Origin of the sequence: Kitasatospora sp. NPDC049285, assembly GCF_040678815.1 — a bacterium.
In the GTDB taxonomy this organism is placed as follows: Bacteria; Actinomycetota; Actinomycetes; order Streptomycetales; family Streptomycetaceae; genus Kitasatospora.
In genome coordinates, this window is record NZ_JBFAQR010000012.1 from 35,563 (window position 1) to 60,267 (window position 24,705).

18 protein-coding genes are annotated in these 24,705 nt (G+C 74.0%); 8 read left to right on the forward strand and 10 right to left on the reverse strand.

What is annotated here, in order from left to right; translation table 11 throughout:
* The first annotated feature begins 72 nt into the window (after nucleotides 1-72).
* Nucleotides 73-2,448: a malto-oligosyltrehalose synthase gene (gene treY / locus AB0K51_RS11090; protein ID WP_363452967.1), complete on the forward strand. Its 2,376-nt coding sequence runs from the start codon at nucleotides 73-75 to the stop codon at nucleotides 2,446-2,448.
* Nucleotides 2,445-4,181, forward strand: coding sequence for a malto-oligosyltrehalose trehalohydrolase (treZ, locus tag AB0K51_RS11095; RefSeq protein WP_363452969.1), 1,737 nt, complete (start codon nucleotides 2,445-2,447; stop codon nucleotides 4,179-4,181). The genes treY and treZ overlap by 4 nt, the downstream gene beginning before the upstream one ends.
* A 10-nt stretch (nucleotides 4,182-4,191) precedes the next feature.
* Here the strand turns inward: treZ and AB0K51_RS11100 are convergent, their stop codons facing one another.
* Together AB0K51_RS11100 and AB0K51_RS11105 are read right to left on the reverse strand one after the other, a co-directional pair.
* The gene (locus tag AB0K51_RS11100) at nucleotides 4,192-5,097 is read right to left on the reverse strand and encodes a transketolase C-terminal domain-containing protein (RefSeq protein WP_363452971.1); all 906 of its coding nucleotides are present in this window, start codon (nucleotides 5,095-5,097) and stop codon (nucleotides 4,192-4,194) included.
* Nucleotides 5,098-5,126: 29 nt separating this feature from the next.
* A complete protein-coding gene (locus AB0K51_RS11105; RefSeq protein ID WP_363452973.1) occupies nucleotides 5,127-5,813 on the reverse strand; it encodes a transketolase in 687 nt (228 codons plus the stop codon).
* Between the two features lie 66 nt (nucleotides 5,814-5,879).
* Here AB0K51_RS11105 and soxR point away from each other — a divergent pair, with 66 nt between their 5' ends.
* The 3 genes from soxR (at nucleotide 5,880) to AB0K51_RS11120 (ending at nucleotide 8,220) form a co-directional block, all read left to right on the forward strand.
* A complete protein-coding gene (gene soxR, locus AB0K51_RS11110; RefSeq protein ID WP_363452975.1) occupies nucleotides 5,880-6,368 on the forward strand; it encodes a redox-sensitive transcriptional activator SoxR in 489 nt (162 codons plus the stop codon).
* A gap of 110 nt (nucleotides 6,369-6,478) precedes the next feature.
* On the forward strand, nucleotides 6,479-7,330 hold the full coding sequence (locus AB0K51_RS11115) for an SAM-dependent methyltransferase (RefSeq protein WP_363452977.1): 852 nt from the start codon (nucleotides 6,479-6,481) through the stop codon (nucleotides 7,328-7,330).
* A gap of 65 nt (nucleotides 7,331-7,395) precedes the next feature.
* Nucleotides 7,396-8,220: a sulfurtransferase gene (locus AB0K51_RS11120; protein WP_363452979.1), complete on the forward strand. Its 825-nt coding sequence runs from the start codon at nucleotides 7,396-7,398 to the stop codon at nucleotides 8,218-8,220.
* Here the strand turns inward: AB0K51_RS11120 and AB0K51_RS11125 are convergent.
* Nucleotides 8,175-10,292, reverse strand: coding sequence for an MMPL family transporter (locus tag AB0K51_RS11125; protein WP_363452981.1), 2,118 nt, complete (start codon nucleotides 10,290-10,292; stop codon nucleotides 8,175-8,177). The two genes, AB0K51_RS11120 and AB0K51_RS11125, sit on opposite strands and share 46 nt — an antisense overlap.
* Before the next feature lie 107 nt (nucleotides 10,293-10,399).
* Nucleotides 10,400-11,008, reverse strand: a complete 609-nt coding sequence (coaE, locus tag AB0K51_RS11130) for a dephospho-CoA kinase (RefSeq protein WP_363452983.1) — start codon at nucleotides 11,006-11,008, stop codon at nucleotides 10,400-10,402.
* A gap of 190 nt (nucleotides 11,009-11,198) precedes the next feature.
* Here coaE and AB0K51_RS11135 point away from each other — a divergent pair, with 190 nt between their 5' ends.
* Nucleotides 11,199-12,080: an alkaline phosphatase family protein gene (locus tag AB0K51_RS11135; RefSeq protein ID WP_363452985.1), complete on the forward strand. Its 882-nt coding sequence runs from the start codon at nucleotides 11,199-11,201 to the stop codon at nucleotides 12,078-12,080.
* Between the two features lie 230 nt (nucleotides 12,081-12,310).
* Here the strand turns inward: AB0K51_RS11135 and AB0K51_RS11140 are convergent, their stop codons facing one another.
* From AB0K51_RS11140 to rpsA, 3 genes are all read right to left on the reverse strand, one after another.
* Nucleotides 12,311-12,955 carry an MBL fold metallo-hydrolase gene (locus tag AB0K51_RS11140; protein ID WP_363452987.1) on the reverse strand — a complete coding sequence of 215 codons (645 nt, stop codon included), beginning with the start codon at nucleotides 12,953-12,955 and terminating at the stop codon, nucleotides 12,311-12,313.
* Nucleotides 12,956-12,983: 28 nt separating this feature from the next.
* The gene (locus AB0K51_RS11145; protein WP_363452989.1) at nucleotides 12,984-15,116 is read right to left on the reverse strand and encodes an MMPL family transporter; all 2,133 of its coding nucleotides are present in this window, start codon (nucleotides 15,114-15,116) and stop codon (nucleotides 12,984-12,986) included.
* Between the two features lie 260 nt (nucleotides 15,117-15,376).
* Nucleotides 15,377-16,867 carry a 30S ribosomal protein S1 gene (gene rpsA / locus AB0K51_RS11150; RefSeq protein ID WP_363452991.1) on the reverse strand — a complete coding sequence of 497 codons (1,491 nt, stop codon included), beginning with the start codon at nucleotides 16,865-16,867 and terminating at the stop codon, nucleotides 15,377-15,379.
* A gap of 423 nt (nucleotides 16,868-17,290) precedes the next feature.
* On the opposite strand from rpsA, the gene AB0K51_RS11155 reads away from it, so the two are divergent.
* Together AB0K51_RS11155 and hrpB are read left to right on the forward strand one after the other, a co-directional pair.
* A complete protein-coding gene (locus AB0K51_RS11155) occupies nucleotides 17,291-18,202 on the forward strand; it encodes a class I SAM-dependent methyltransferase (protein ID WP_363452993.1) in 912 nt (303 codons plus the stop codon).
* A 5-nt stretch (nucleotides 18,203-18,207) separates the two neighbouring features.
* Nucleotides 18,208-20,799: an ATP-dependent helicase HrpB gene (gene hrpB, locus AB0K51_RS11160; RefSeq protein ID WP_363452995.1), complete on the forward strand. Its 2,592-nt coding sequence runs from the start codon at nucleotides 18,208-18,210 to the stop codon at nucleotides 20,797-20,799.
* A gap of 7 nt (nucleotides 20,800-20,806) precedes the next feature.
* On the opposite strand, the gene AB0K51_RS11165 is transcribed toward hrpB, so the two are convergent.
* Genes AB0K51_RS11165 through polA form a run of 3 tightly spaced genes read right to left on the reverse strand, consistent with a single transcriptional unit; the run spans nucleotide 20,807 to nucleotide 24,650 of the window.
* Nucleotides 20,807-21,286: a hypothetical protein gene (locus AB0K51_RS11165; protein ID WP_363452997.1), complete on the reverse strand. Its 480-nt coding sequence runs from the start codon at nucleotides 21,284-21,286 to the stop codon at nucleotides 20,807-20,809.
* Nucleotides 21,287-21,333: 47 nt separating this feature from the next.
* Entirely contained in the window at nucleotides 21,334-21,927 is a 594-nt protein-coding gene (locus AB0K51_RS11170) for a GNAT family protein (RefSeq protein ID WP_363452999.1), read from the reverse strand.
* Between the two features lie 41 nt (nucleotides 21,928-21,968).
* Entirely contained in the window at nucleotides 21,969-24,650 is a 2,682-nt protein-coding gene (gene polA, locus AB0K51_RS11175) for a DNA polymerase I (RefSeq protein ID WP_363453131.1), read from the reverse strand.
* Between the last annotated feature and the right edge of the window lie 55 nt (nucleotides 24,651-24,705).

The window sequence follows — 24,705 nt, forward strand, 5'->3', positions numbered from 1 at the left end:
GGTTGGGGCGTGCCGTGCGCCCGTTCGGCGCAGTGCGCGGTACGCCTCCCCCGGCCCGGGTAGGGATCGGGTATGACGTCAGCCGCCGCACGCCCTCCGACGGCCAGTTACCGGCTCCAGCTGCAGCCGGAGTTCACGCTGCACGACGCCCTGCGGGCGGTGCCGTACCTGGCGGCGCTCGGGGTGTCGCACCTGCACCTGTCGCCGCTGCTGGAGGCCGCGCCGGGGTCGACGCACGGGTACGACACGGTCGACCACGGCCGGGTCAGCGAGCAGCTCGGCGGTGAGGGGGCGCTGCGGGAGCTGGCGGCGGAGTGCCGGCGGCACGGGCTGGGGCTGATCGCCGACGTGGTGCCCAACCACATGGCGCTGCCGGTGCCCGAGCAGTTGAACCAGCCGCTGTGGCAGGTGCTGCGGGACGGCCCGGACTCGCCGTTCGCGGCCTGGTTCGACATCGACTGGACCGCCCAGCCGGGCCCCGCGGACGCCCCGGGCCGCGGCCGGCTGCTGCTGCCGCTGCTCGGCGACCGGCTGGGCGCGGTACTGGACCAGCTGACCGTCGACGGCGACGTGCTGCGCTACCACGAGCACGCCTTCCCGCTGCGCCCCGGCACCGAGCAGCTGGCGCTGCCGGAGCTGCTGGAGCGCCAGTGGTACCGGCTGGCCTGGTGGAAGCTGGCCGACGAGCAGCTGAACTACCGCCGGTTCTTCACCGTGAACGAGCTGATCGCGGTGCGCATGGAGGTGCCGGAGGTCTTCGAGGCGACCCACGCGGTGCTGCTGCGGCTGCACGCGGAGGGCGTGCTGGACGGCTTCCGGATCGACCACCCGGACGGGCTGGCCGATCCGCGCGGCTACCTGCGGCGGCTGCACGAGGCGACCGGCGGGGCGTACACGGTGGTGGAGAAGATCCTCACCGGGGAGGAGCGGCTGCCCGACGACTGGCCGTGCGCGGGCACCACCGGCTACGACGCGCTGCGCCGGATCGACGGGGTGCTGACCGACCTGGTGGGCGCGGAGCAGCTGGTGGCCGCCTACCGGCGGGACGTCGGCGACCGGACGGGCGCGGCGGAGGCGGCCCGGCTGGGCCGGGCGGAGATGGTGGCGCCGGGCGGGGCGCTGGCGGCGGAGACCGACCGGCTGGTGCGGCTGGTGGAGCGGATCTGCGCGGCGGAGACGGCGCTGGCCGACCACTCGCCGCTGGAGGTGCGCCGGGCGCTGGAGGGCCTGCTGACGGAGTATCCGGTGTACCGGCCGTACGTGGTGCCGGGCGAGCCGGCCCCGCCGGCGGCGGTCGGGGCGCTGGCCGCGCCGGACGGGGCGTCGGGCACGGAGCTGCTGGTGCGGGGGCTGGCCCTCGGGGAGCTGGGGCGCTCGGCGGCGAAGGACGAGTTCTGCGCCCGGTTCGGGCAGACCGCGTCGGCGGTGGCGGCGAAGGGCGTGGAGGACACCGCCTTCTACCGGTGGAACGCGCTGCTGAGCCTGAACGAGGTGGGCGGGCTGCCGGAGCGTCCGGGGCTGCCGCCGGCCGAGTTCCACCGCTGGTGCGAGGAGCTGGAGCGGGCCTGGCCGCAGTCGATGACGGCGCTGTCCACGCACGACACCAAGCGCAGCGCGGACGCCCGGGCGCGGCTGATGGTGCTGGCCGAGCTGCCGCAGGCGTGGGCGGCGGAGTGCGCGGCGTGGACGGTGGCGGCGGGCCCGTGCGCGGACCGGCCGACCGCCTGGCTGCTGTGGCAGACCCTGCTGGCGGCGTGGCCGCTGTCCGAGGAGCGGCTGCTGGGGGTGGCGCTGAAGTCGGTGCGCGAGGCGAAGCGGCGCACCTCGTGGACCGAGCCGGACGAGCCGTTCGAGCGCTGGCTGACCGAGTACGCGCGGGGTGCGCTGGCCAATCCGGGCCTGTCCCCGCGGATCGCCGGGTTCGTGCGGCTGCTGGCCCCGTTCGCCCGGGTGAACTCGCTCTCCGGCGCGCTGCTCCACCTGCTGATGCCGGGCGTGCCGGACGTCTTCCAGGGCGGCGAGGAGCCGCTGTACACCCTGGTCGACCCGGACAACCGGGCGCCGGTGGACCTGGGCGCGCTGGCGGTGCGGCTGACCGACTCGGCCGCGCCGCGGGCCGGGGACCTGACGCGGGAGAAGCTGCACCTGACCACCAACGCGCTGCACCTGCGCCGTACCCGCGAGCTCGGCCCGTACCGGCCGCTGGCGGCGACCGGCCCGGCGGCCGAGCACCTGCTGGCCTTCGGCCGCGGCGAGCGGGTGATCTGCGCGGTGACCCGGCTGCCGTACGGCCTGCACCGGGCGGGCGGCTGGCGGGAGAGCGAGCTGGACCTGCCGGCCGGGAACTGGACGGACCTGCTGACGGACCGCCACTTCATGGGCGGCCCGGTCGAACTGTCTTATCTGTTCAAGCAGTTGCCGGTGGCGCTGCTCGCGGAGGGGTCATGACGTCGTACCAGGTGTGGGCACCGGACGCGAAGGTCGTCGAGGTCGAGGTGGGGGCGATCCCGTACCTGCTGGAGCGCGACCCGGACCGCCCCGGCTGGTGGCGGGGGGAGGGTCCGGACGGCGACTACGGCTTCCGGCTGAACGGCCTGCGGGCGCTGCCGGACCCGCGCTCGCCCCGCCAGCCGTTCGGCCCGGACGGGCTGAGCCGCCCGGTCGACCACGCCGCGTTCCCGTGGTCGGAGACGGCCTGGCGCGGCCGGCCGCTGCCCGGCGCGGTGGTGTACGAGCTGCACGTCGGCACCTTCACTCCCGCCGGGACCTTCGACGCGGCCGCCGAACACCTCGACCACCTGGTCGAACTCGGCGTCGACTTCGTCGAGTTGATGCCGGTCTGCCCGTTCCCCGGCCGCTCCGGCTGGGGCTACGACGGGGTGTCGCCGTGGGCCGTGCACGAGCCGTACGGCGGGCCGGACGGCCTGAAGCGCTTCGTCGACGCGGCGCACCGCCGCGGCCTGGGCGTGGTGCTGGACGTGGTGCACAACCACCTCGGCCCGTCCGGCAACTACCTGCCGAAGTTCGGCCCGTACTTCACCGACCGGCACCACACGCCCTGGGGCGCCGCGGTCAACCTGGATGCCCCCGGCTCGGACGAGGTGCGGGCCTACCTGATCGGCAGCGCGCTCGCCTGGCTGCGCGACTACCGGATCGACGGGCTGCGGCTGGACGCGGTGCACGCCCTGGCGGACGACCGGGCGCTGCCGTTCCTGGAGGAACTCGCCCGCGAGGTCGAGGCGTTGGCGCAGGCCACCGGCCGGCCGCTGTTCCTGGTCGCGGAGTCCGACCTGAACGACCCGCGCACCACCGCGCCGCGCCCGGCCGGGGGCCAGGGCGTGACCGCGCAGTGGAGCGACGACTTCCACCACGCGCTGCACACCCTGCTGACCGGCGAGTCCCAGGGCTACTACGCGGACTTCGCGGCCGACCCGTACGCCGCGCTGGCCAGGACGCTCACCCGGGGCTTCTTCCACGACGGCGGCTGGTCCTCGTTCCGCGGCCGCTCGCACGGCCGCCCGTTCCCCGCCGAGTACGGGCACCGGCTGCTCGGCTACGCCCAGACCCACGACCAGGTCGGCAACCGGGCCACCGGCGACCGGCTCTCGGCCTCGCTGCCGCCCGGCCGGCTGGCCGCCGCGGCGGCGCTGGTGCTGACCTCGCCGTTCACCCCGATGCTGTTCATGGGCGAGGAGTGGGGCGCCGGCACCCCCTGGCAGTACTTCACCGACCACACCGACCCGCAGCTCGCCGAGGCCGTCCGGCAGGGCCGGCGCCGGGAGTTCGCCGAGCACGGCTGGCGCGCCGAGGACGTCCCCGACCCGCAGGACCCGGCCACGGTCCGCGCCTCGACCCTCGACTGGTCCGAGCCCGGCCGCGCCCCGCACGCCGAACTCCTGGACTGGTACCGCCGGTTGATCCGCCTGCGGCGCTCCGCCCCGGAACTGGCGGCCGCCGACCTGTCGGCCGTCCGGGTCCGGTACGACGCGGCGGCGGGCTGGCTCGTCGTGCACCGCGGCAGCCACCGGGTGCTGGTCCGGCTCGGCGGCGAGCAGCCGCTGGCCGTCCCGCTGGACGGCGCCTTCGCCTCGTTGGCGGCCCTGTTCGGCGAGGGCGGCCCGGCCGGCGGCGAGGGCTTCCTGCTCGGCCCGGACGCGGTCGCCGTCGTCCGGGTGCGGTGACCGGCGGCCACTACCAGAGGAACTCGGCGATCCGGGCGTGCAGCCCGGCGGCGTCCAGGCCGTACGCGGCCAGGTGCTCGGGGATCGACCCGTACTGCCGGTGCTCGGCCACCGGCACGCCCAACCCCAGGACCCGGTGCGGCAGTTCGGCCAGGGCCTGGTGGGCGGCGTTGGCCGAGGTGCCGGCCAGGTACGGCTCGACCAGCACCACGTCCGCCCGGTCACCGACCGCGGCCCGCAGCCCCGCCGCGTCGAACGGCCGCACGGTCGCCGCGTACAGCACGGTGACGTCCAGCGTGTCGGTGGCCGCCAGCACCTCGTCCAGCAGCGGGCCGACCGCGACCACCACGCCGCGGCTACCCTGACGAACCGTCAGGAACTGTCCGGGGACGACCGGTTGCGCGTCGCGGTTCTGCTGCGCGGAGAGCCGGACGTACTGCAGGGAGTCGCCGTCCGCGACCGCGTGCCGCAGCAGCAGGTCCGCCTCGGCCGGGTGGCCGGGCACGTGGACGTTCCAGCCCGGCAGGGTGTCCAGCAGCGCCACGTCGCCCGGCGACATGTGGGTGCGGCCCCCGGCCGGCCAGTCGTAGGAGCCGGCGGCGCTCACCAGCACCGCGCCGACGCCCTGGTGCACCAGGTCCAACTTCACCTGCTCCCACGGGCGTTCGATCAGGAAGCTGGCGAAGGTGTGGGCCACCGGCCGCATCCCGGTGAGCGCCAGCCCACCGGCCGCGCCGATCAGCAGCTGCTCCCGGATGCCCACGTTCACCACCCGGTCGGGGAACCGGGCGGCCGCCCCGGCGAAGCCCGCCGTGCCGATGTCCGCCAGCACCACCGCCACCCGCGGGTCCTGCTCCAGCAGCTCGCTCACGGTCGCACCGAACTGCTCACGCATCGTCAATTCCAGGGTCTGCATCGGAGGTCCTCCCCTTCTCAGGCGTCTTCTCAGGCGTTCTTGGGCTCGGTACGGGCCACCACCGCGTGCGGGCGGCCGGGGTGCGGGGCGGTGAACGCGCGGTGGAGCTGCTCGTGGTCGCGGCCGTCCACCGTCGCGGTCGACCAGCCCTCGCCGGCGAACCGGGCCGCGATGCCGCCGTTCCAGCCGTGCGTGGCCGAGGAGTTGTCGATCACCAGGGTGTGCAGCCGCTCCAGTCCGGACGCCCCGGCGAAGGCCACCGCCTCGTGATTGCTGCCCTCGTCGAACTCGGCGTCCCCGATCAGCACCCACACCGCCGGGTCGGCCAGCCCCTGCGCCCGCAGTCCGAGCGCCGTCCCCACCGCCAGCGGCAGGCCGTGCCCCAGCGACCCCGACCCGATCTCCGCGCCCGGCACCAGCAGCCGGTCCGGGTGGTGGCCGAGTGGCGAGTCATACGACCCGAAGCTCCCCAGCAGCTCCACCGGGAAGAACCCCTTCGCCGCCAGCACCGCGTAGTACGCCATCGGCCCGTGGCCCTTGGACAGCAGGAACCGGTCGCGGTCCTGCGCCTCGATGTTCGCGGGGGTCGTGTTCAGCACCCGGTCGTACAGCACCCACAGCGCGTCGAGGGTGGAGTGGGCCGCCGGGCCGTGCTTCTCGTCGCCGGTCATCCGGGCGATCAGTCGCGGCAGGTCCGCGAATCCGTAACTCGTCATGGCGAAGAGCGTGCAACCTGAAGTCGACTTCAAGTCAAGCGCGCCCTCGGCGGTATCCTGACGATCATGGGACCGACCCGCCACGACCTCCTCACCATCGGCCAGCTCGCCGAGCGCAGCGGCCTGGCCACCTCGGCCCTGCGCTACTACGAGAAGCTCGGGCTGATCCACGCCGAACGCACCACCGGCAACCAGCGCCGCTTCGCCCGCTCCACGCTGCGCCGGGTCGCCTTCGTCCGCGCCGCTCAGCAGGTCGGCCTCTCCCTCGACGAGGTCCGCACCGCCCTCGCCCGGCTCCCCCACGACCGGGCCCCCAGCTCCCAGGACTGGACCGCCGTCGCCACCGCCTGGCAGAGCCGCATCGACCGCCAGATCGCCGAACTCCAGCACATGAAGGCCAAGTTGACCGGCTGCATCGGCTGCGGCTGCCTCTCCCTCACCCGCTGCGCGCTCTACAACGCCGCCGACCGCGCCGCCGAGGCCGGCCCCGGCGCCCGTTACCTGCTCACCCGCGACCCGGCCTCCGGCCCGGAACCCGGCCCGCGGGAGGCCTGAGACCGGGCGCCGGTGGCGGGCGGACGCCATCTGCCGGACCCGTCTCCCGCTCCCCACCCGTCCCGTCTATGCTGCCCCGGAAAGCGTGCCACTGCGACGGGGGAGCAGATATGACCGACCATCAGGAGATCTCGCTGGACTGGATGTCCGGCGACCAGGCCTCCCCGCCGCCCTCGGCCGAGCTCCGCCCCGAGGTGCCGCACCCGGCGCGGATGTACGACTACTACCTCGGCGGCAAGGACAACTTCCCGGCCGACCGGGCCGCCGCCGAGCAGGTGCTGTCGATCAGCCCGCTGGTGCGGATCAGCGCGCTGGCGAACCGCGCCTTCCTGCAGCGCGCCGTGCGCACCGTCGCCGAGCAGGGCATCGACCAGTTCCTGGACATCGGCACCGGCATCCCCACCGCGGGCAACACGCACGAGACGGCGCAGCGGGTGAACCCGGCGGCCAGAGTGGCGTACCTGGACAACGACCCGATCGTGCTGGTGCACGGGCGGGCGCTGCTGGCGGGGGCGAGCGAGGGCAGCGTCTCGGTGCTGCAGGCCGACCTGCGCGACCCGAAGGCGATCCTCGGCGACCCGGCGGTGCGCGACCTGCTGGACCTGGACCGCCCGGTCGGGCTGCTGCTCTTCGCGATCCTGCACTTCATCGACGAGGCGGACGACCCCTACACGACCGTGAAGACGCTGGTCGACGCGCTGCCCTCCGGCAGCTACCTGGCGCTGTCGCACGCGACCGGCGACTTCTCCTCGCCGGAGGACGCCGCCAAGGGCCCGGCGATCTACCGCTCGGCCACCGCGCAGCTGACCATGCGCACCCGCGAGCAGGTGCTGCGGTTCTTCGACGGCCTGGAGCTGCTGGAGCCCGGCCTGGTCACCGCGCCGCTGTGGCGCCCGGACCAGGCGCCGCAGGAGACCGACCCGCAGGTCGCGATCTGGGCGGGCGTGGCCCGCAAGCCGTAGGCCCCGCAGCCGGCCGCGGTCGGCGGTGCGATCATGGTGGCTTCCCCAACTCCCGGGAGGACGCCGTGAATCCGCTGCCGACCGTCGACCTGCCCGCCGCGCTGGTCGACGCCGACTGGCTGGCCGCCCACCTCGGCGCGCCCGGCCTGGTGGTGCTGGACGCCGGGATCGGCGCGCACCGCCACGCCCCGCTGCGGATCCCGGGCGCCCGGCCGTTCGACCTGGACGGCCCGCTCTCCGACCACGCCTCGCCGCTCCCGCACACCATGCCGTCCCCCGCGGACTTCCAGCGCGAACTGCGCGCCCTCGGCGTCGACGACCGCTCCACCGTGGTGGCCTACGACGGCGCGGGCGTGTACTCCGCTCCTCGCGCCTGGTGGATGCTGCGGGCGTCGGGCTTCGACCGGGCCGCCGTCCTGGACGGCGGCCTGCCCGCCTGGCGGGCCGCCGGACACCCCGTCACCGACGCCGAACCTGCCTACGCCCCGGGGGACTTCACCGCCCGGCCGCGCCCGGGCCTGCTGCTCGACCGGACCGCGGTGGCGGCCGCCCTCGCCGACCCGGACACCGCCGTCCTGGACGCCCGCTCCGCCGAGCGCTTCACCGGCGCCGTCCCCGAGCCCCGCCCCCACCTGCGCCGCGGCCACCTGCCCGGCTCCGCGAACCTGCCCTTCACCGAGCTGCTCGCCCCGGACGGCCGCTACCTCCCGCTCCCCGAGCTGCACGCCCGCCTCACCGCCGCCACCGCTGGCCGCCACCGCCTCGTCACCAGCTGCGGCTCCGGCGTCACCGCCTGCGTCCTCGCCTTCGCCGCCCACCTCACCGGCCACCCCGCCACCGCCGTCTACGACGGCTCCTGGTCCGACTGGGGTGCCACGGAGGCAAGCTGACGGACCGTCGGTCTCCGTGAGAGGGCGCTGGGCCACCACATGTGGTGGTCGAGGTCGACGGTCAGCGCGGTGACCAGGACGGAGCGGACCACCAGGGTGTCGAGCAGGACGCCGAGGGCGACGGTGAAGCCGATCTCGGCGAAGCCCACCACCGGAAGGGTGCCGAGGACGGCGAAGGTGGCCGCCAGGATCAGGCCGGCGGAGGTGATCACGCCGCCGGTCGCGGCGAGTCCGACGACCGCGCCGCGGCGGGTGCCGACGTGGGCGGACTCCTCCCGCACCCGGGTCATCAGGAAGATGTTGTAGTCGATGCCGAGCGCCACCAGGAAGACGAAGACGAACAGCGGGAACGCCTGGTCCTGGCCCTCGAAGTGGAAGACGTGCTCGAAGAGGAACACGCTGATGCCGAGCGCCGCGGCGTACGACAGCACCACGGTGGCGATCAGCACCAGCGGCGCGGTCACCGCGCGCAGCAGCGCGGCGAGGATCAGCAGCACCACACCCAGCACCAGCGGGATGATCACCTTGTTGTCGTGCGCGGCGGCCCGCCCGGCGTCCAGGACGACGGCGGTGGAGCCGCCGACCTTGGCGTCGGCGTCGGGGACGGCGTGCACCGCGTCCCGGACCCGGTCGACGGTGGCCTTGGCCTGATCGCTGTCGGGCGGGTCGGTCAGGGTGGCCTGGAAGAACGCCTCGCCCTCGTGCAGCGTCGTCGGCCCGATCCCGGCGATGCCGGGCGTGGCCGCGGCGGCCTGCCGGACCTGTTCGACCGGCGCGGCGTTGCTGATCACCGACAGCGGCGCGCCGGAGCCGCCGGGGAAGTGCTCGGCGAGCACCTGCTGCCCGGTGACCGAGTCGGGCGTGCCGGTGAAGGTCCCGGCGGTGCTCAGTCCGGTGGCGTTCAGCGAGACCAGGCCGACGGTGCAGGCGGCGAGCGCCAGGCCGGTGCCGATCCACACCTTGCGCGGGCGGCGCGAGATCCACGCGCCGATGTGCGCCCAGCGCCCGCTGCGGGTCGGCTCGGCGGTGCCGAACGCGGGCCGCACCGGCCAGAACACCCAGCGTCCGAAGGCCACCAGCAGCGCGGGCAGCAGGGTGAGCATGGCGATCAGCGCCACCACCACGCCGATCGCGCAAACCGGCCCCAGGCCGCTGGTGGAGTTCATCTCGGCGACCATCAGGCAGAGCATCGACGCCGCGACCGTCGCCGAACTGGCCAGGATCGCCGGCCCGGCGCGGTGCAGGGCGTAGGCCATCGCCTCGTGCCGGTCCTGATGGCGTCTCAGCTCCTCCCGGTAACGGGCGGTGAGCAGCAGCGCGTAGTCGGTGCCCGCGCCGAGCACCAGGACGATCAGGATGCCGGCGCTCTGCGCGTTGACGGTCAGTCCGGCGTGTTTCGCGAACAGGTAGATGACGGCTTCGGCGACGGTCAGCGCGGCGCCCGCGGACAGCAGCGGCAGCAGCCACAGCACCGGGCTGCGGTAGGTGAGCAGCAGCAGCACGATCACCACCGTGACGGTGGCGTACAGCAGGGTGCCGTCGATGCCCTGGAAGGCCTTGGACTGGTCGGCGCCGATCCCGGCGGGCCCGGTGACGTGGGTGGTCAGGCCGGGCAGGTCGCCGGAGGCGGCGGTGGCCCGCAGGCTGTCGACGGCCGGACCGAGGTTGTTCCACCCGCTGGTGCCGATCTCGACCGGGACCTGGGTCTGCAGCGCCTTGCCGTCCGCGGACGCCACCGGCCCGGTGATGGGCGTGGTGACGTGCGGGGCGGTGGCGAACGCGGCGGCGTCCCGCACCGCCTTGGCGTGGTCCTCGACGGTGATGCCGCTGTCGCGTTGGTACACCACGACGGCCACGGCCGTGTCGATCGGCTGGAACGCCCGCTGCTCGTTGAGGACCTGGGTGGACTCGGCGCTGCCGGGCAGCCAACTGGACGCCTGGTTGTCCTCGGCGCCCATCAGCTTCCCGGCCAGCGGTGCGGCCACCACCAGCAGGGCCAGCCACAGCGCCAGCACCACCCACTTACCGCGCCGCCCGCACGGCAGCGCCGCCAATCTCCTGCTGGGACTCATCGCGCCGGCCCCCTGAGGGCGTCAGGTACCTACGGCGGGCCGGTCGTCCGCCCCGCGCGCTCGTCCTCCCAGCATCCCCCGCCCGGCCCGGCGCCGCGCGCCGACGTTCAGCCCCGCGCGGCGGCCTGCCGCTCGCCCAGCTCCTGCCACAACCGGCCGACGCGCTCGGTGAGTTGCTCCAGAGTGCCGCTGTTGTCGAGCACCACGTCGGCGACCGCGAGGCGGTCCTCGCGGGTGGCCTGGGCGGCCATCCGGGCCTTCGCCTCGTCCTCGGCCATGCCGCGCAGCTCGACCAGTCGGAGCAGCCGCTGCTCGTCGGGGACGTCGACCACCACGACCAGGTCGTACAGCGGGGCGAGGCCGTTCTCGGCGAGCAGCGGGACGTCGTTCACCACGATCGCGTCCGGTCCGGCGGCGGCCTCCAGCTCGGCGGAGCGCTCGCGCACCAGCGGGTGCACGATGGCGTTCAGCACGGCCAGCCTGGCCGGATCGCCGAAGACCAGCCGGCCGAGCGCCGGGCGGTCCAGCGAACCGTCCGGCAGCAGCACGCCGGGACCGAACTCGGCGGCCACGGCGGCCAGTCCGGGCGTCCCGGGGGCGACCACCTCACGGGCGATCAGGTCGGCGTCCACGATCACCGCGCCCAGCGCGGCCAGTTGCCGCGAGACCTCGCTCTTGCCCGCGCCGATCCCGCCGGTCAGTCCGATCCTCAGCATGCCGCCAGGCTACCGGCCCGTAGCCGGGCCGCCGAGACCGGCTCGGCGCAGACGAACGCCGGTCGAACAGTGCGGGAACTCTCGCCCGCACGCCCCTTGTGCCGCTTGGTCCGAGTTGTCCGTACAGCTTCCGGGAGTCCGGCGCTCCGGTTAGGGTCGGCCGAACACCCTCGAACGAACGGAGCTCCCCGTGTCCAGCCTCTGGCCCGCCGGCCCGCGCCGGGTCCTGGTCGTCGGCATCGACGGCGTCCGCCTCGACCTGCTGGAGGCGCTGCACACCCCGCAGCTGGACGCGGTCGCCGCCGCCGGATTCCTCGCCCCGGTGCAGGTCGACGAGGCCACCCCGACCATGTCCGGGCCGTGCTGGGCGACCATCGTCACCGGCGTCGGCGCGGCCAAGCACGGCGTGTACGGCAACCACCTCGGCGGCAACCGGCTCGACGTCTTCCCGGACTTCACCACCCGCCTCGCCAGGACCCACCGCCGCCGCACCTTCGCCGTCGGCGGCTGGGAGCCGCTCTTCCTCGCCCGCGACGGCGGCCCGCTGTTCGCCGCACCCGCCCGGCTCTCCTACATCGCCCCGCTCGAGGACACCCCCGAGGCCTGGGAGGAGGTCGACGAGCGGGTCACCGCCGAGGCCGAGTACGTGCTCGGCCGCAGCGACGACGACCCGCAGGCCTCCTTCGTCTACCTCGGCGCGCCCGACGAGACCGCGCACTTCCGCGGCTGCGGCGAGGACTACCGCCGCTCCGTGGAGGCCGCCGACGTCCGCCTCGGCCGGCTGCTCGCCGCGGTCCGCGAACGCCCCCGCAACGCCGAGGAGCAGTGGACCGTCATCGTGGTCACCGACCACGGCCACCTCGACCAGGGCGGCCACGGCGGCCGCACCGAACTCGAACGCACCGCCTGGATCGCCGCCTGCGGCCCCGGCATCACCCCCGGCGCCCCCGTCGCCCCGCTCCACCACACCGACGTGGCCGCCCACGTCTACGCGGCCCTCGACATCACCCCCGACCCCCACTGGACCCTCGACGGCCGCCCCTTCACCACCACCGAACCCGCCCTCGCCTGACACCCCGCTGCGACCGGCGGCGCGCCGCCCGAGCTTGCAGTGCCGCTGCGCGGGACCGGGACGCCTTCCTCGTTCCGCTGCGCGGGGCTCACCCGGGGGCGCCGGGCCCCGCGCAGCGGCAGGAGCGCCGCCGGCAGGGCCCGCGCAGCCGAGGACACAGCCCAGGGCCCCGCGCAGCGGAACTCCCGGCACCGGGCGAACGCGCGTCGCCCTGCGCCCGGGAGGCCTTGTCAGGGCACGTCCACCGACTCGCCCGGGGCGAGGACGCGGTAGTCGGCGCCGCCGGTGCCCGGGCCCTCGGGGCCGAGCAGGCGGCCGTGGATGACCTGGCCGATCTCGCTCAGGGTGCCCTCGTGGATCGCCACCGCCTGTCGCGGCCGCGCCTCCCGCACGTAGTCCACCAGCTCGCCGGCCTTCAGCCAGGGCGCGCCGAGCGGCAGCAGCAGGGTGTCCACGGTGTCCGGCGGCACGGTGAAGGAGTCGCCGGGGTGGAAGACCCGGCCGCCCAGCAGGAAGCCGACGTTGCGCACCCGCGGAATGTCGGGGTGGATCACCTCGTGCCACTCGCCGTGCACGGTCACCGGCAGGCCGTCCAGGTCGAAGGCGTCACCGTCGCCGACCACCGTCACCTTCGCGCCGATGCCCTCCAGCAGCGGCGCCACCGCGTGGTTGGTCCAGATCCGCAGGCCGGGGTGGGCCTCCACCGCCGCCCGGACCCGCTCCTCGCTGAAGTGGTCCATGTGCTCATGGGTGATCAGCAGTGCGTCCGCGCCCTCGAGTGCCTCCGGCCCGGTGAACATCCCCGGGTCGATCACCACTGCCCCACCGGCGTGCTCCAGCCGCACGCAGGCATGTCCGAACTTCGTCAGTCGCATGCCGTCAGCCTACGACCCGTCAGGCCGATCAGCGTGCGACGCCCGCCAGTTCGGGGTCCATCGCGGGGCGCGGCGCCGGCAGCACCACCGGCTGCAGCGGCGGCAGTTCGACGTGCTCGTCCAGCCCGATGATCCGGTGCAGGCGGCGCAGCGGCGCCGGCGCCCACCAGTTGAGCCGGCCGAACAGGGTCATGGTGGCGGGCACCAGCAGCGTGCGCACCAGGGTGGCGTCCACCGCGACGGCGACCGCCAGGGCGATGCCCATCTGTTTGACCATCAGCATCTGCCCGGCGGCGAACCCGGCGAACACGATCACCATCAGCAGCCCGGCCGAGGTGATGATCCGGCCGCTGCGCTGCAGGCCCAGTTCCACGGACTTGGCGCAGTCGTATCCCTGGTCGTGCAGTTCCTTGATCCGGGACAGCAGGAAGACCTCGTAGTCCATCGACAACCCGAACGCGAAGGCGAAGACCAGCACCGGGATCACCGTCTCCAGCCCGCCGGTCGGGGTGAACCCGAGCAGCCCGCTGAAGTAGCCGTGCTGGAACACCAGGGTCAGCGCGCCCAGCGACGCGCCCAGCGAGAGCACGTTCATCAGCAGCGCCTTCACCGGCAGCACCACCGAGCCGGTCATCATGAACAGCAGCACCAGCGTGCCCGCCGCCACCAGCCCGAGCGCCCACGGCCCGCGGGTCCCGATCTCGTGCTGGAAGTCCACCAGCGACGCGGCGTCACCCGTCACGTACGTGGCCAGCCCGCCGCGCTCGGCGCGCAGCTCACCGACCACCCGCTTCGCCTCGGCGCCCTGCGGGTCGCCCTTGACCAGCACGTCCACCGTGCTCACCCGGTCCGAGACCGGGACCACCGCGCGGACGCCCGACACGCCGGGCAGCTTCGCCACCACGGAGTCCGCGTACTGCTGCGCCTGCTGCGGAGTGCCCTCGACGACCACCTGCACCGGCGCGGGGGCCTGGTCCGGGAAGCGCTGCTGGACCGCCTCGGCGACCTGCCGGGAGGCGAAGTTCTTCGGCAGCACGTCGGCGCCCGAGTTCCGGAAGTGCGACCCCAGGAACGGCGCCCCGGCGGCCAGCAGCAGCGCCACGCACGCCAGCATCACGGGGATCGCACGCTTCTGCACCCGGCGCACCGTCCGCGAGAAGAACCCCTCGTCCGGGACGGGCGCGGTCGGCGCCTTGATCCGCCCGCCGACGAAGCCCAGCAGCGCCGGCACCAGCGTCAGCGCCGCCGCCACCGCGATCACCACCACGCTCACCCCGGCCGCGGCCACCGCCCGGAACACCGGGCTGGTGAAGACGAACAGCCCGCTCAGCGCCACCGCCACGGTCAGCCCGGAGAACGCCACCGTCCGGCCTGCGGTCGCCGCGGTGCGCTCCACCGCCTGGGCGATCGTCGCCCCGTGCCCGCGTTCCTCCCGGAACCGGTTCACCATCAGCAGCGCGTAGTCGATCGACAGGCCCAGCCCCAGCACCGTCGCGATCGGCAGCACGCTCGTGTCGATGTCCATGATCTGGCTGAAACCGAACATCGCCAGCAGCGCCCCGCCGACCGAGGCGATCGCCCCGATCCCCGGCAGCCCCGCCGCGGCCAGCCCGCCGAACACCAGCACCATCACGATCAACGTCAACGGCAGCGTGACGATCTCCCCGAAACGGGTGTCCTTCGCCGTCTGCTGCTTGACCTCCTGCTGCAGCACCAGGTCGCCGCCGACCACGGTGTGCGCCCCCGACGCGGTGATCTGCTCCAGCCGGTCGGTCACGGCGCCCAGCTGCCCGCTGGTCGACCCGTCCGCCATCCGCACGCTCACCAGCGAGGCCTTGCCGTCGCTCGCGGTCAGCTGACCGCCGGTCGAGTACGTGTTCGCCACCGAGACCACGCCCGGCAGCTTCGAGACGTCCGAACTCGCCGCCTGCACGGCCGCCTTGACGCCCTCGTCCGCGACGCCCGGCCCGTCCACCACCGCGCTGACGGTCCCCTTCACCGGATCCGCGGCCTGCACCACGTTCCCGCCGCGCGCCGACTCCGACCCGCCGCTCCCGGTCGCCGCCACCGACCCCTCGAACACCCGGCCGCCGATCAGCACCCCCACGGCCAGCACCACCGCCCAGAACGCCAGCACCCAACGGCGGTGGCGGAAGCACACGCGACCAAGAGCGGCCAGCCGACCGGAAACCTGGACCTCGGCAGTGGAGCGGGACCTGCTGCGCATAAGCGGGAGCCTTTCGGACAAGTCCTCTCAATGTAGGCGCAGCGGCATGTTCGTCCTATAGACGGACGATGAGCCTCATCTCACAATTTCCTTCACATAAAAGGCACTTAAGATCCCCGGGTACGCCGAAGCCCCCACCCGAAAACCTCTCGGGTGGGGGCTTCTCAGCTATTCAGCCGATGCGCGGAGCCTGTTCAGCTCTGGCCGCCGGCCAGCTTCTCGCGCAGGGCCGCCAGGGCCTCGTCCGAAGCGAGAGCGCCGGAGCCCTCGTCGCTGCTGGAGGAGTACGAGCCGCCACCGGACACCGGGGCCTCCTCGCCGGCCTCGGCGGCAGCAGCCGCGTCCGCCTCGCGGGACTTGATGACCTGGGCCTGGTGCTGCTCGAAGCGGGTCTGGGCCTCGGCGTACTGCCGCTCCCACTCCTCGCGCTGCTTCTCGAAGCCGGGCAGCCAGTCGTTCGCCTCGGGGTCGAAGCCCTCCGGGTAGATGTAGTTGCCCTGGTCGTCGTACGAGGCGGCCATGCCGTACAGGGTCGGGTCGAACTCGACCGACGCCGGGTCGGCACCGAGGGACTCGTTGGCCTGCTTCAGCGAGAGGCTGATGCGACGACGCTCGAGGTCGATGTCGATGACCTTGACGAAGATCTCGTCGCCGACCTGGACGACCTGCTCCGGGATCTCGACGTGGCGCTCGGCCAGCTCGGAGATGTGGACCAGGCCCTCGATGCCCTCGTCCACGCGGACGAACGCACCGAACGGAACCAGCTTGGTGACCTTACCCGGGACGACCTGGGCGATCTGGTGGGTCCGGGCGAACTGCTGCCACGGGTCCTCCTGGGTCGCCTTCAGCGACAGGGAGACGCGCTCGCGGTCCATGTCCACGTCGAGAACCTCGACGGTGACCTCCTGGCCGACCTCGACAACCTCGTTCGGGTGGTCGATGTGCTTCCAGGACAGCTCGGAGACGTGCACCAGACCGTCGACGCCGCCGAGGTCGACGAACGCACCGAAGTTGACGATCGAGGAGACGACGCCGGAGCGCACCTGACCCTTCTGCAGGGTGGTGAGGAAGGTCTGACGGACCTCGCTCTGGGTCTGCTCCAGCCACGCACGGCGGGACAGGACCACGTTGTTGCGGTTCTTGTCCAGCTCGATGATCTTCGCCTCGAGCTCCTTGCCCACGTAGGGCTGGAGGTCGCGGACGCGGCGCATCTCGACCAGCGAGGCCGGGAGGAAGCCGCGGAGGCCGATGTCGAGGATGAGACCACCCTTGACGACCTCGATGACGGTACCGGTGACGATGCCGTCCTCTTCCTTGATCTTCTCGATCGTGCCCCAGGCGCGCTCGTACTGCGCACGCTTCTTGGACAGGATGAGGCGACCCTCCTTGTCCTCCTTCTGGAGAACCAGGGCCTCGATGTTGTCGCCAACGGAGACAACCTCGTGGGGGTCGACGTCGTGCTTGATCGAGAGCTCGCGGGACGGGATGACACCCTCGGTCTTGTAACCGATGTCGAGGAGCACCTCGTCACGGTCGACCTTCACGATGACGCCCTCAACGATGTCGCCGTCGTTGAAGTACTTGATGGTCTCGTCGATGGCGGCGAGGAAGGCCTCGGCGTCGCCGATGTCGTTGACCGCAACCTGCGGGGTGGTGCTGACAGAGGTGTCGGTGGGGCTCGTCATTAGGAAAAGGGCTCCGGTACGGACAAGAAGTCGTAGGTAATGCCACGCGGGGGGCCCTGATCGCTCCCACCGAAAGCCGTGCAGGCCAGAAAACGGCCACCGAATCGATCTCTACGATCGGAATCCCGGTGTCCGTCCGACGACCGTTGGGGTCTTCGACAGATGCGAGCGCGACCTGCTCCGTCCGAGGCGCGCAGGCCCGCAGCGCAACTTGTAGCATACGGGGACACCCAGGCACGGTCAACGCCGAAGCTGGCGAGACCGGTAGAGGCCGGGATGGATCAGGCCATATCCTCCGAATGCGCACCTCACGGCGGCCCCGGCCGGCCCTACCCCGGATGCCACGTGCCCGTCCCGATCCCCGTACAGGCCCGGTACCGTGCAGCAGCGCTTCCGCAGCCCCTAGCCTACGTGACGGACTCCATGACCCACTCCACCGCCCCCGGTTCCGACGAGCCCCGCGACTACGACCCGGCCGGGTACGAGGTCCCCGCCGTGTACGACGGGGAGGCGGAGGAGGAGGACGACGGCGACGAGGCGTTGCGGCGGGAGGCCGGGGCGGACGAGTCGAGCCGGGCCAGCCGGCACTGGTGGGACCGCAACGCGGACGAGTACCAGGACGAGCACGGGGAGTTCCTCGGGGACGACCGGTTCACCTGGTGCCCGGAGGGGGTGGACGAGGCCGACGTGCGGCTGCTCGGCGACCCGGCGGAGCTGAAGGGCCGGGACGTGCTGGAGATCGGCTCCGGCGCCGCGCAGTGCTCGCGCTGGCTGGCCGCCCGCGGCGCCCGTCCGGTGGCGCTGGACATCTCCTACCGGCAGCTGCAGCACTCCCGCCGGATCGACCTGGGCCGCGGCCTGGAGCCTGTCGCGGTGGTGCAGGCGGACGCCGCCGTCCTGCCGTTCGCGGACCGCTCGTTCGACCTGGCCTGCTCGGCGTACGGCGCGGTGCCGTTCAGCGCGGACACCGCCGCCCTGATGCGCGAGGTGCACCGGGTGCTGCGGCCCGGCGGGCGCTGGGTGTTCTCGGTGACCCACCCGATCCGCTGGGCGTTCCCGGACGAGCCCGGCGTGGAGGGGCTGACCGCCAGCTCCTCGTACTTCGACCGCACGCCGTACGTGGAGCAGGACGAGCAGGGCCGGGCCACCTACGTCGAGCACCACCGCACGGTGGGCGACCGGGTCCGGGAGCTGGTGGCGGCCGGGTTCACGCTGCTGGACCTGGTGGAGCCCGAGTGGCCCGAGGAGCTGGAGCAGGAGTGGGGCGGCTGGAGCCCGCTGCGCGGCCGGCACCTGCCCGGGACGGCGATCTTCGTCTCCCGCCGGGACGGCTGAGCGCAGTGCGACCCGGGGGGCTCGAACTGCCGGTCCGCTCCGCACTGCCCGGGCTGGCCGGCGCGCTGGCGGAGCACGGCGTCGCGGTGCTGTCCGCGCCGCCCGGCACCGGCAAGACCACCCTGGTGCCGCTCGCCCTGGCCGGGCTGGTGGCCGCCTTCCCCGGGCCGCCGCGCCGGGTGCTGGTCGCCGAACCGCGCCGGCTGGCCGTGCGGGCCGCGGCCCGGCGGATGGCGTGGCTGCTGGGCGAGCCGGTCGGCGGTGGGGGTACCTCCCAGCCCCCCTTGGGGCTGGGGGAGGTCGGCTTCACGGTGCGCGGCGAGCGGCGGGCCGGCCCCGGCACCCGGGTCGAGGTGGTCACCACCGGCGTCCTGCTGCAGCGCCTGCAGCGCGACCCCGAACTGCCGGGGGTCGACCTGGTGGTCCTCGACGAGTGCCACGAGCGGCACCTGGACGCCGACACCGCCCTCGCCTTCCTGCTGGACGTCCGCGCCGCGCTGCGGCCGGAGCTGCAGCTGGTACTGGCCTCGGCCACCTCCGACACCGCCGCCTGGGCCGAACTGCTCGGCGGCGCACCGGTGGTGGCCGCCGAGGGCGTCTCGCACCCGGTGCACACGGTGTGGGCGCCGCCGCCCGGCACCGTCCGTCCGCCGCACGGCACCAGGGTCGACCCGGCGCTGCTGGCGCACGTCGCGGCGACGGTCCGCCGGGCGCTCGCCGAACGGGCCGGCGACGTGCTGTGCTTCCTGCCCGGCGTCGGCGAGATCGCCCGGGTGGCGCAGCAGTTGGACGGCGTCGAGGTGCTGCAGCTGCACGGGCAGGCGGCGCAGGCCGTGCAGGACGCGGCGCTGACCCCCGGGGACCGGCGGCGGGTGGTGCTCGCCACCTCGGTCGCGGAGTCCTCGCTGACCGTGCCGGGCGTGCGGGTGGTGGTCGACTCCGGGCTGGCCCGCGAACCGCGCACCGACCACGCCCGCGGACTGTCCGGGCTGGTCACCGTGCGCGCCTCGCTGGCCGCCGCCCGGCAGCGCGCGGGCCGGGCCGGACGCGAGGCGCCGGGCACCGTGTACCGGTGCTGGGCCGAGGTGGAGGACGCCCGGGCCGCGCGCTTCCCCACCCCCGAGATCGCCCTCGCCGACCTCACCTCCTTCGCCCTGCAGGCCGCCTGCTGGGGCGACCCCGAGACCACCGGGCTCACCCTCCCCGACCCGCCCCCGCCCGGCGCCCTGGCCGCCGCCCGGGCCACCCTGCGGGCGCTCGCCGCCACCGACGCCGCCGGCCGCCCCACCGACCGCGGCCGCGCCATCGCCCGCACCGGCCTGCACCCCCGGCTGGCCCGCGCCCTGCTCGACGGCGCGCCCGCGGTCGGTCCGCGCCGCGCCGCCGAACTGGTCGCCCTGCTCTCCGAGGAGCCGCCGCGCGCCCTCGGCGACGACCTGACGGAGATCTGGCGCACCGTCCGCCGCGGCGACGACCCCTACGCGCGGCGCTGGAAGGACGAGACCCGGCGGCTGGAGCGGGCGCTCCGCGAGGCGGGCGCGGCGGCGGACGAGGGCGCGGTGGCAGCCCCGCAGGGTCCCGGCCGTGACGCCGTGTCAGTGGGCGGCCCCGACGCCGTGGCGGCCGGGCTGATCGTCGGACTGGCGTATCCGGAGCGGGTGGCCAGGGCCCGGGACGGCGGGGAGGGCTCGTACCTGATGGTGTCCGGGACGGCGGCGCAGCTGATGGCGGGCTCCCGGCTGCCGGCCGGCGGCTGGCTGGCCGTCGCGGTGGCGGACCGGCCCGCCGGGGCGCCCTCGGCGCGGGTGCTGCGGGCCGTGGCGATCGACGAGGCGACGGCGCGGCAGGCGGCCGGGGCGCTGCTGGACTCCCGTGCGGAGGTCGCCTGGTCGCTGCGGCAGCGGGAGGTGACGGCCCGTCGGGTGGAGACGCTCGGCGCGGTCGAACTGGCGGCGGCGCCCCTCACCGATCCGGATCCGGCGCTGGTGCGGGCCGCACTGCTGGACGGGCTGACGCGCGAGGGCGTCGGCGCGCTGCTGGGCTGGTCTCAGGCGGGCACCGGGCTGCGCGAGCGGCTGGCGTTCCTGCACCGGACGATCGGCGAGCCCTGGCCGGACGTCAGCGACGCGGCGCTGCTCGCGGCGGCGGACGCGTGGCTGGAACCGGAGCTGTCCAGGGCCCGGCGGCGGGCCGACCTGGAGCGGATCGACACCGCGAGTGCCCTGCAGCGGCTGCTGCCGTGGGCGAGCGGCCAGGCCGGCCGGCTGGAGGAGCTGGCCCCGGAGCGGATCACCGTGCCCAGCGGCAGCCGGATCCGGGTCGACTACGCGGGCGACCGCCCGGTGCTGGCCGTCAAGCTCCAGGAGCTGTTCGGCTGGGACGCCGCCCCGGCCCTCGCCGACGGCCGCGTCCCGCTCACCGTCCACCTGCTCTCCCCCGCCGGCCGCCCCGCCGCCGTCACCGGCGACCTCGCGGTCTTCTGGCGCGAGGGCTACCGCGCCGTCCGCGCCGACCTCCGCGGCCGCTACCCCCGCCACCCCTGGCCCGAGGACCCCACCACCGCAGAGCCCACCAGGCGGGCCAATCCGCGGAAGTGACGCCGGGTCAGAGACGAGCCCCGGGGGGCACCGTGCCGGCGGTGAAGCGCGAAGGGGACGCCGCGGGGTTGGGCAGCGGGCTGAGCGACAGGATCGGCCCGCAGGCCATCAGCCGCCCCTGCGCGTCGTAGTGGCAGTCGGGATTGCGCGACGGCGTGGTGTTGTCGCAGTTGCAGTGCGTGCCCGGGGTCACCTCGGTGATCGGCGTCTTCGACGCGTGCGCCTTGGCTGCCGTCGCCTGCGGCGTGGTGGTGGGCGTCGCGGGGTCGGGACTCGGCGTCGGCGAAGGCGTCGGTGACAGGGTGGGCGAGGGCGTCGGCGTGGGGCTGTCGCTCGGCGTCGCGGGTGCGGAGCTCGCGGCCGGCAGCGGTAGCGGGTGCGGACCGCCCGAGGTCGGGGTCGCCGCCCACACCGCGCCGCCGGTCACCACCGCGGCGGCCGCGACGGCGATCCCCACCTGGCGGCCCCTGACCTGCAAGACGTTCACTGCTCCACCCCACGACGTACCCGAATCGGCGCGCGCAGCCTAGCGGGTCAGTGCCACTCCTCCGCGAGCACCGCCATGTCGATGTCGTCGATCCACTCGTCGCCCCAGCGCAGGACCTGGCGGCGGATGCCCTCGACGCGGAAGCCGGCCTTCTCGTAGGCCCGTCGGCCGCGGGCGTTGAAGGCGTAGACGGAGAGCGAGACCCGGTTGAGGCCGAGGGTGCGGATGGCGTGGTCGGTGAGGAGGCGGACGGCTTCGGTGCCGAGGCCGCGGTCGCGGCCGTCGGGGCCGATGGCGATGCGGAGGTTGCAGGCGCGGTTGGGGGCGTCCCACTCGTTGAGGACGACCTCGCCGACGCCGCGGCCGGTGGCGCGGTCGACGATGATCAGGTCGAGCCGGTCCGGCTGGTCGTTGCGGGTGGTGTACCAGTCCTGGACGCGCCGCTCCATCGCGTCGTCCCAGGGCGGCGGCACGGGGGTGTAGGAGGCGGAGGTGTAGCGGAGCACCTCCGGGTCCTGGATCACGGCGCGGAGCATGGGCAGGTCCTGCTCCGGCCGGACCGGCCGGAGCAGGACCCGCTCCCCCGTCAGCGTCGGCTTGTCGGCGAACGTGCCTGCGGGGGTGGGAAGTTGATCACTCATCAGGCGATTGTCGATTCGTCGATCAATCCCCGGCAAGCGATTTAGTGCGCGGCGGCCTCCCAGTTGGCGCCGACGCCGACCGAGACGTCCAGCGGGGCGCGCAGCGGGTACGCGCCGGCCATCTGCTCGCGGACGACCGCCTCGACCTGCTCGCGCTCGCCGGGGGCGACCTCCAGCACGATTTCGTCGTGCACCTGGAGCAGCATCCGGGAGGAGAGCTTCGCGTCGCGCAGCGCCTCGTCGACCCGGAGCATGGCGATCTTGACGATGTCGGCTGCGGAGCCCTGGATGGGCGCGTTGAGGGCCATCCGCTCGGCCATCTCGCGGCGCTGGCGGTTGTCGCTGGTGAGGTCGGGCAGGTAGCGGCGGCGGCCGAGCAGGGTCTCGGTGTACCCGACCGCGCGGGCCTCCTCGACCACGTTGTGCAGGTAGTCGCGGACGCCGCCGAAGCGCTCGAAGTAGGTGTCCATCAGGCCCTGCGCCTCGGCGGGCCGGATGCCGAGCTGCTGGGACAGGCCGTACGCCGACAGGCCGTAGGCGAGGCCGTACGACATGGCCTTGATCTTGCGGCGCATCTCGGCGTCGACGTCGCCGGGGGCGACCGAGAAGACCTGGGAGGCGACGGTGGTGTGCAGGTCCTCGCCGGAGGCGAAGGCCTCGATCAGGGCGGCGTCCTCGGACAGGTGCGCCATGATGCGCAGTTCGATCTGCGAGTAGTCCGCGGTGAGCAGCGTCTCGTAGCCCTCGCCGACCACGAAGGCGCGGCGGATGGCGCGGCCCTCCTCGGTGCGGACCGGGATGTTCTGCAGGTTGGGGTCCTGCGAGGAGAGCCGACCGGTGGCGGCGACCATCTGGTTGAAGGTGGTGTGGATCCGGCCATGCGGGGAGACGGTCTTGAGCAGGCCCTCGACGGTGGTGCGCAGCTTGGCCTGGTCGCGGTGGCGCAGCAGGATGACCGGCAGTTCGTTGTCGGTCTGGCCGGCCAGCCAGGTGAGGGCGTCGGCGTCGGTGGTGTAGCCGGTCTTGATCTTCTTGGTCTTGGGGAGCGCGAGGTCGCCGAACAGGATCTCCTGGAGCTGCTTGGGCGAGCCGAGGTTGAACTCGCGCCCGGCGGCGGCGTGCGCCTCCTCGACGCAGCGCTGGATCTCGGCGGCGAACTGCGCCTCCAGGCCCTGCAGCCAGGCGCGGTCGGCGGCGATGCCGTAGCGCTCCATCCGGGCCAGCAGTTCGGCGATCGGCAGTTCCATGTCGTGGAACAGTTCGACGGCGCCGACCTCGGCGAGCCGGGTGTCGAAGAGTTCGGCGAGGTCGTGGACGGCGCGGGCCTGCGTCATCAGCGCCTGGGCGCCGGCCGTCGGGTCGGACTCCTCGGCGTCGAAGGTGAGTTGGCCGGTCTCGGCCTCGGCGGCGGGGGCCAGCGAGCGGGCCAGGTACTCCTCGGCGAGCACGTCGAGGGTGAAGGCGCGGCGGCCGGGCTTCTCCAGGTACGCGGCGAGCGCGGTGTCGGCGGTGACGCCGGCGAACTGCCAGCCCTGCTCGGCGAAGGCGCGCATCACCTGCTTGGCGATGTGCAGCGCCTTGGGCCGGGCGGGGTCGGCGAGCCAGGCGGTGAAGGCCCGGTCGTCGTCCTCCTCCTGCGCGCTCGGGTCGAACCAGGCGGCGGCGGTGCCGGTGGCGAGCGCGACCTCGGTGACCCGGCCGCTGCCGAGCGCCCAGGTGTAGTCGGCGGCCAGCGCGGTGCGGCCCTCGCCGGTGTGCTCGGCCAGCCAGGCGGCGAGCGCGCCGGGCACGGTCAGCAGGTCGCCGTCGACGGCGGGGCCGGGGGCGGCCTCGGCCTCGGCGGCGCCCTCGGCACCGGCCGGGTCGATGCCCTGGACCCGGTCCCGGAAGTTGGGGTTGCGGAACTCCAGCGCCTCCATCAGCCGGCCGACCTCGTCCTTGTCGAACGGGCCTCGGGCCAGGTCGCCGACACCGAGCGGGAGTCGGACGTCCCGCACCAGCTCGGTGAGCTTGCGGTTGCGCTGCACCGACTCCAGGTTCTCCCGGAGCTTCTCGCCGATCTTGCCCTTGACCTCGTCGGCCCGGTTCACCAACTCCTCGAAGGAGCCGAACTGGTTGACCCACTTCGCGGCGGTCTTCTCGCCGACGCCGGGGATGCCGGGCAGGTTGTCGGACGGGTCGCCGCGCAGCGCCGCGAGGTCGGGGTACTGGTTCGGCTGGACGCCGTACTTCTCGGCGACCTTCTCCGGGGTGTAGCGGGTCAGCTCGGAGACGCCCTTGGTCGGGTAGAGCACCGTGACGTGCTCGGAGACCAGTTGGAGCGAGTCGCGGTCGCCGGTGACGATCAGCACCTCGAAGCCCTCGGCCGCCGCGGCGGTGGCGAGGGTGGCGATGATGTCGTCGGCCTCGTAGCCCTCGGCGGTGATCCGCGGGATGCGCATGGCGTCGAGGAGTTCGCCGATCAGCGGGACCTGGCTGCGGAACTCGTCGGGGGTCTTGGCGCGGTTCGCCTTGTACTCGGGGAACTCCTCGGCGCGGAAGGTCTGCCGGGACAGGTCGAAGGCGACCGCGAGGTGGGTGGGCGCCTCGTCGCGGACGGTGTTGACCAGCATCGAGGTGAAGCCGTAGACCGCGTTGGTGCTCTGGCCGGTGGTGGTGGAGAAGTTCTCCACCGGCAGCGCGAAGAACGCCCGGTAGGCCATCGAATGCCCGTCCAGCAGCATCAGTCGGGGCCGCTCGGCCGTACCCTTGCCTGCACTCTGCGTAGCCACGTCACGT

Coding starts and splice junctions, on each gene's coding strand:
- AB0K51_RS11170 (WP_363452999.1), bottom strand. CDS start 21,927: ATGAGTGATCAACTTCCCACCCCCGCAGGCACGTTCGCCGACAAGCCG.
- AB0K51_RS11100 (WP_363452971.1), bottom strand. CDS start 5,097: ATGCAGACCCTGGAATTGACGATGCGTGAGCAGTTCGGTGCGACCGTG.
- polA (WP_363453131.1), bottom strand. CDS start 24,650: ATGCTGCTGGACGGGCATTCGATGGCCTACCGGGCGTTCTTCGCGCTG.
- coaE (WP_363452983.1), bottom strand. CDS start 11,008: ATGCTGAGGATCGGACTGACCGGCGGGATCGGCGCGGGCAAGAGCGAG.
- soxR (WP_363452975.1), top strand. CDS start 5,880: ATGGGACCGACCCGCCACGACCTCCTCACCATCGGCCAGCTCGCCGAG.
- AB0K51_RS11115 (WP_363452977.1), top strand. CDS start 6,479: ATGACCGACCATCAGGAGATCTCGCTGGACTGGATGTCCGGCGACCAG.
- AB0K51_RS11105 (WP_363452973.1), bottom strand. CDS start 5,813: ATGACGAGTTACGGATTCGCGGACCTGCCGCGACTGATCGCCCGGATG.
- AB0K51_RS11125 (WP_363452981.1), bottom strand. CDS start 10,292: ATGAGTCCCAGCAGGAGATTGGCGGCGCTGCCGTGCGGGCGGCGCGGT.
- rpsA (WP_363452991.1), bottom strand. CDS start 16,867: ATGACGAGCCCCACCGACACCTCTGTCAGCACCACCCCGCAGGTTGCG.
- treY (WP_363452967.1), top strand. CDS start 73: ATGACGTCAGCCGCCGCACGCCCTCCGACGGCCAGTTACCGGCTCCAG.
- AB0K51_RS11155 (WP_363452993.1), top strand. CDS start 17,291: ATGACCCACTCCACCGCCCCCGGTTCCGACGAGCCCCGCGACTACGAC.
- treZ (WP_363452969.1), top strand. CDS start 2,445: ATGACGTCGTACCAGGTGTGGGCACCGGACGCGAAGGTCGTCGAGGTC.
- AB0K51_RS11140 (WP_363452987.1), bottom strand. CDS start 12,955: ATGCGACTGACGAAGTTCGGACATGCCTGCGTGCGGCTGGAGCACGCC.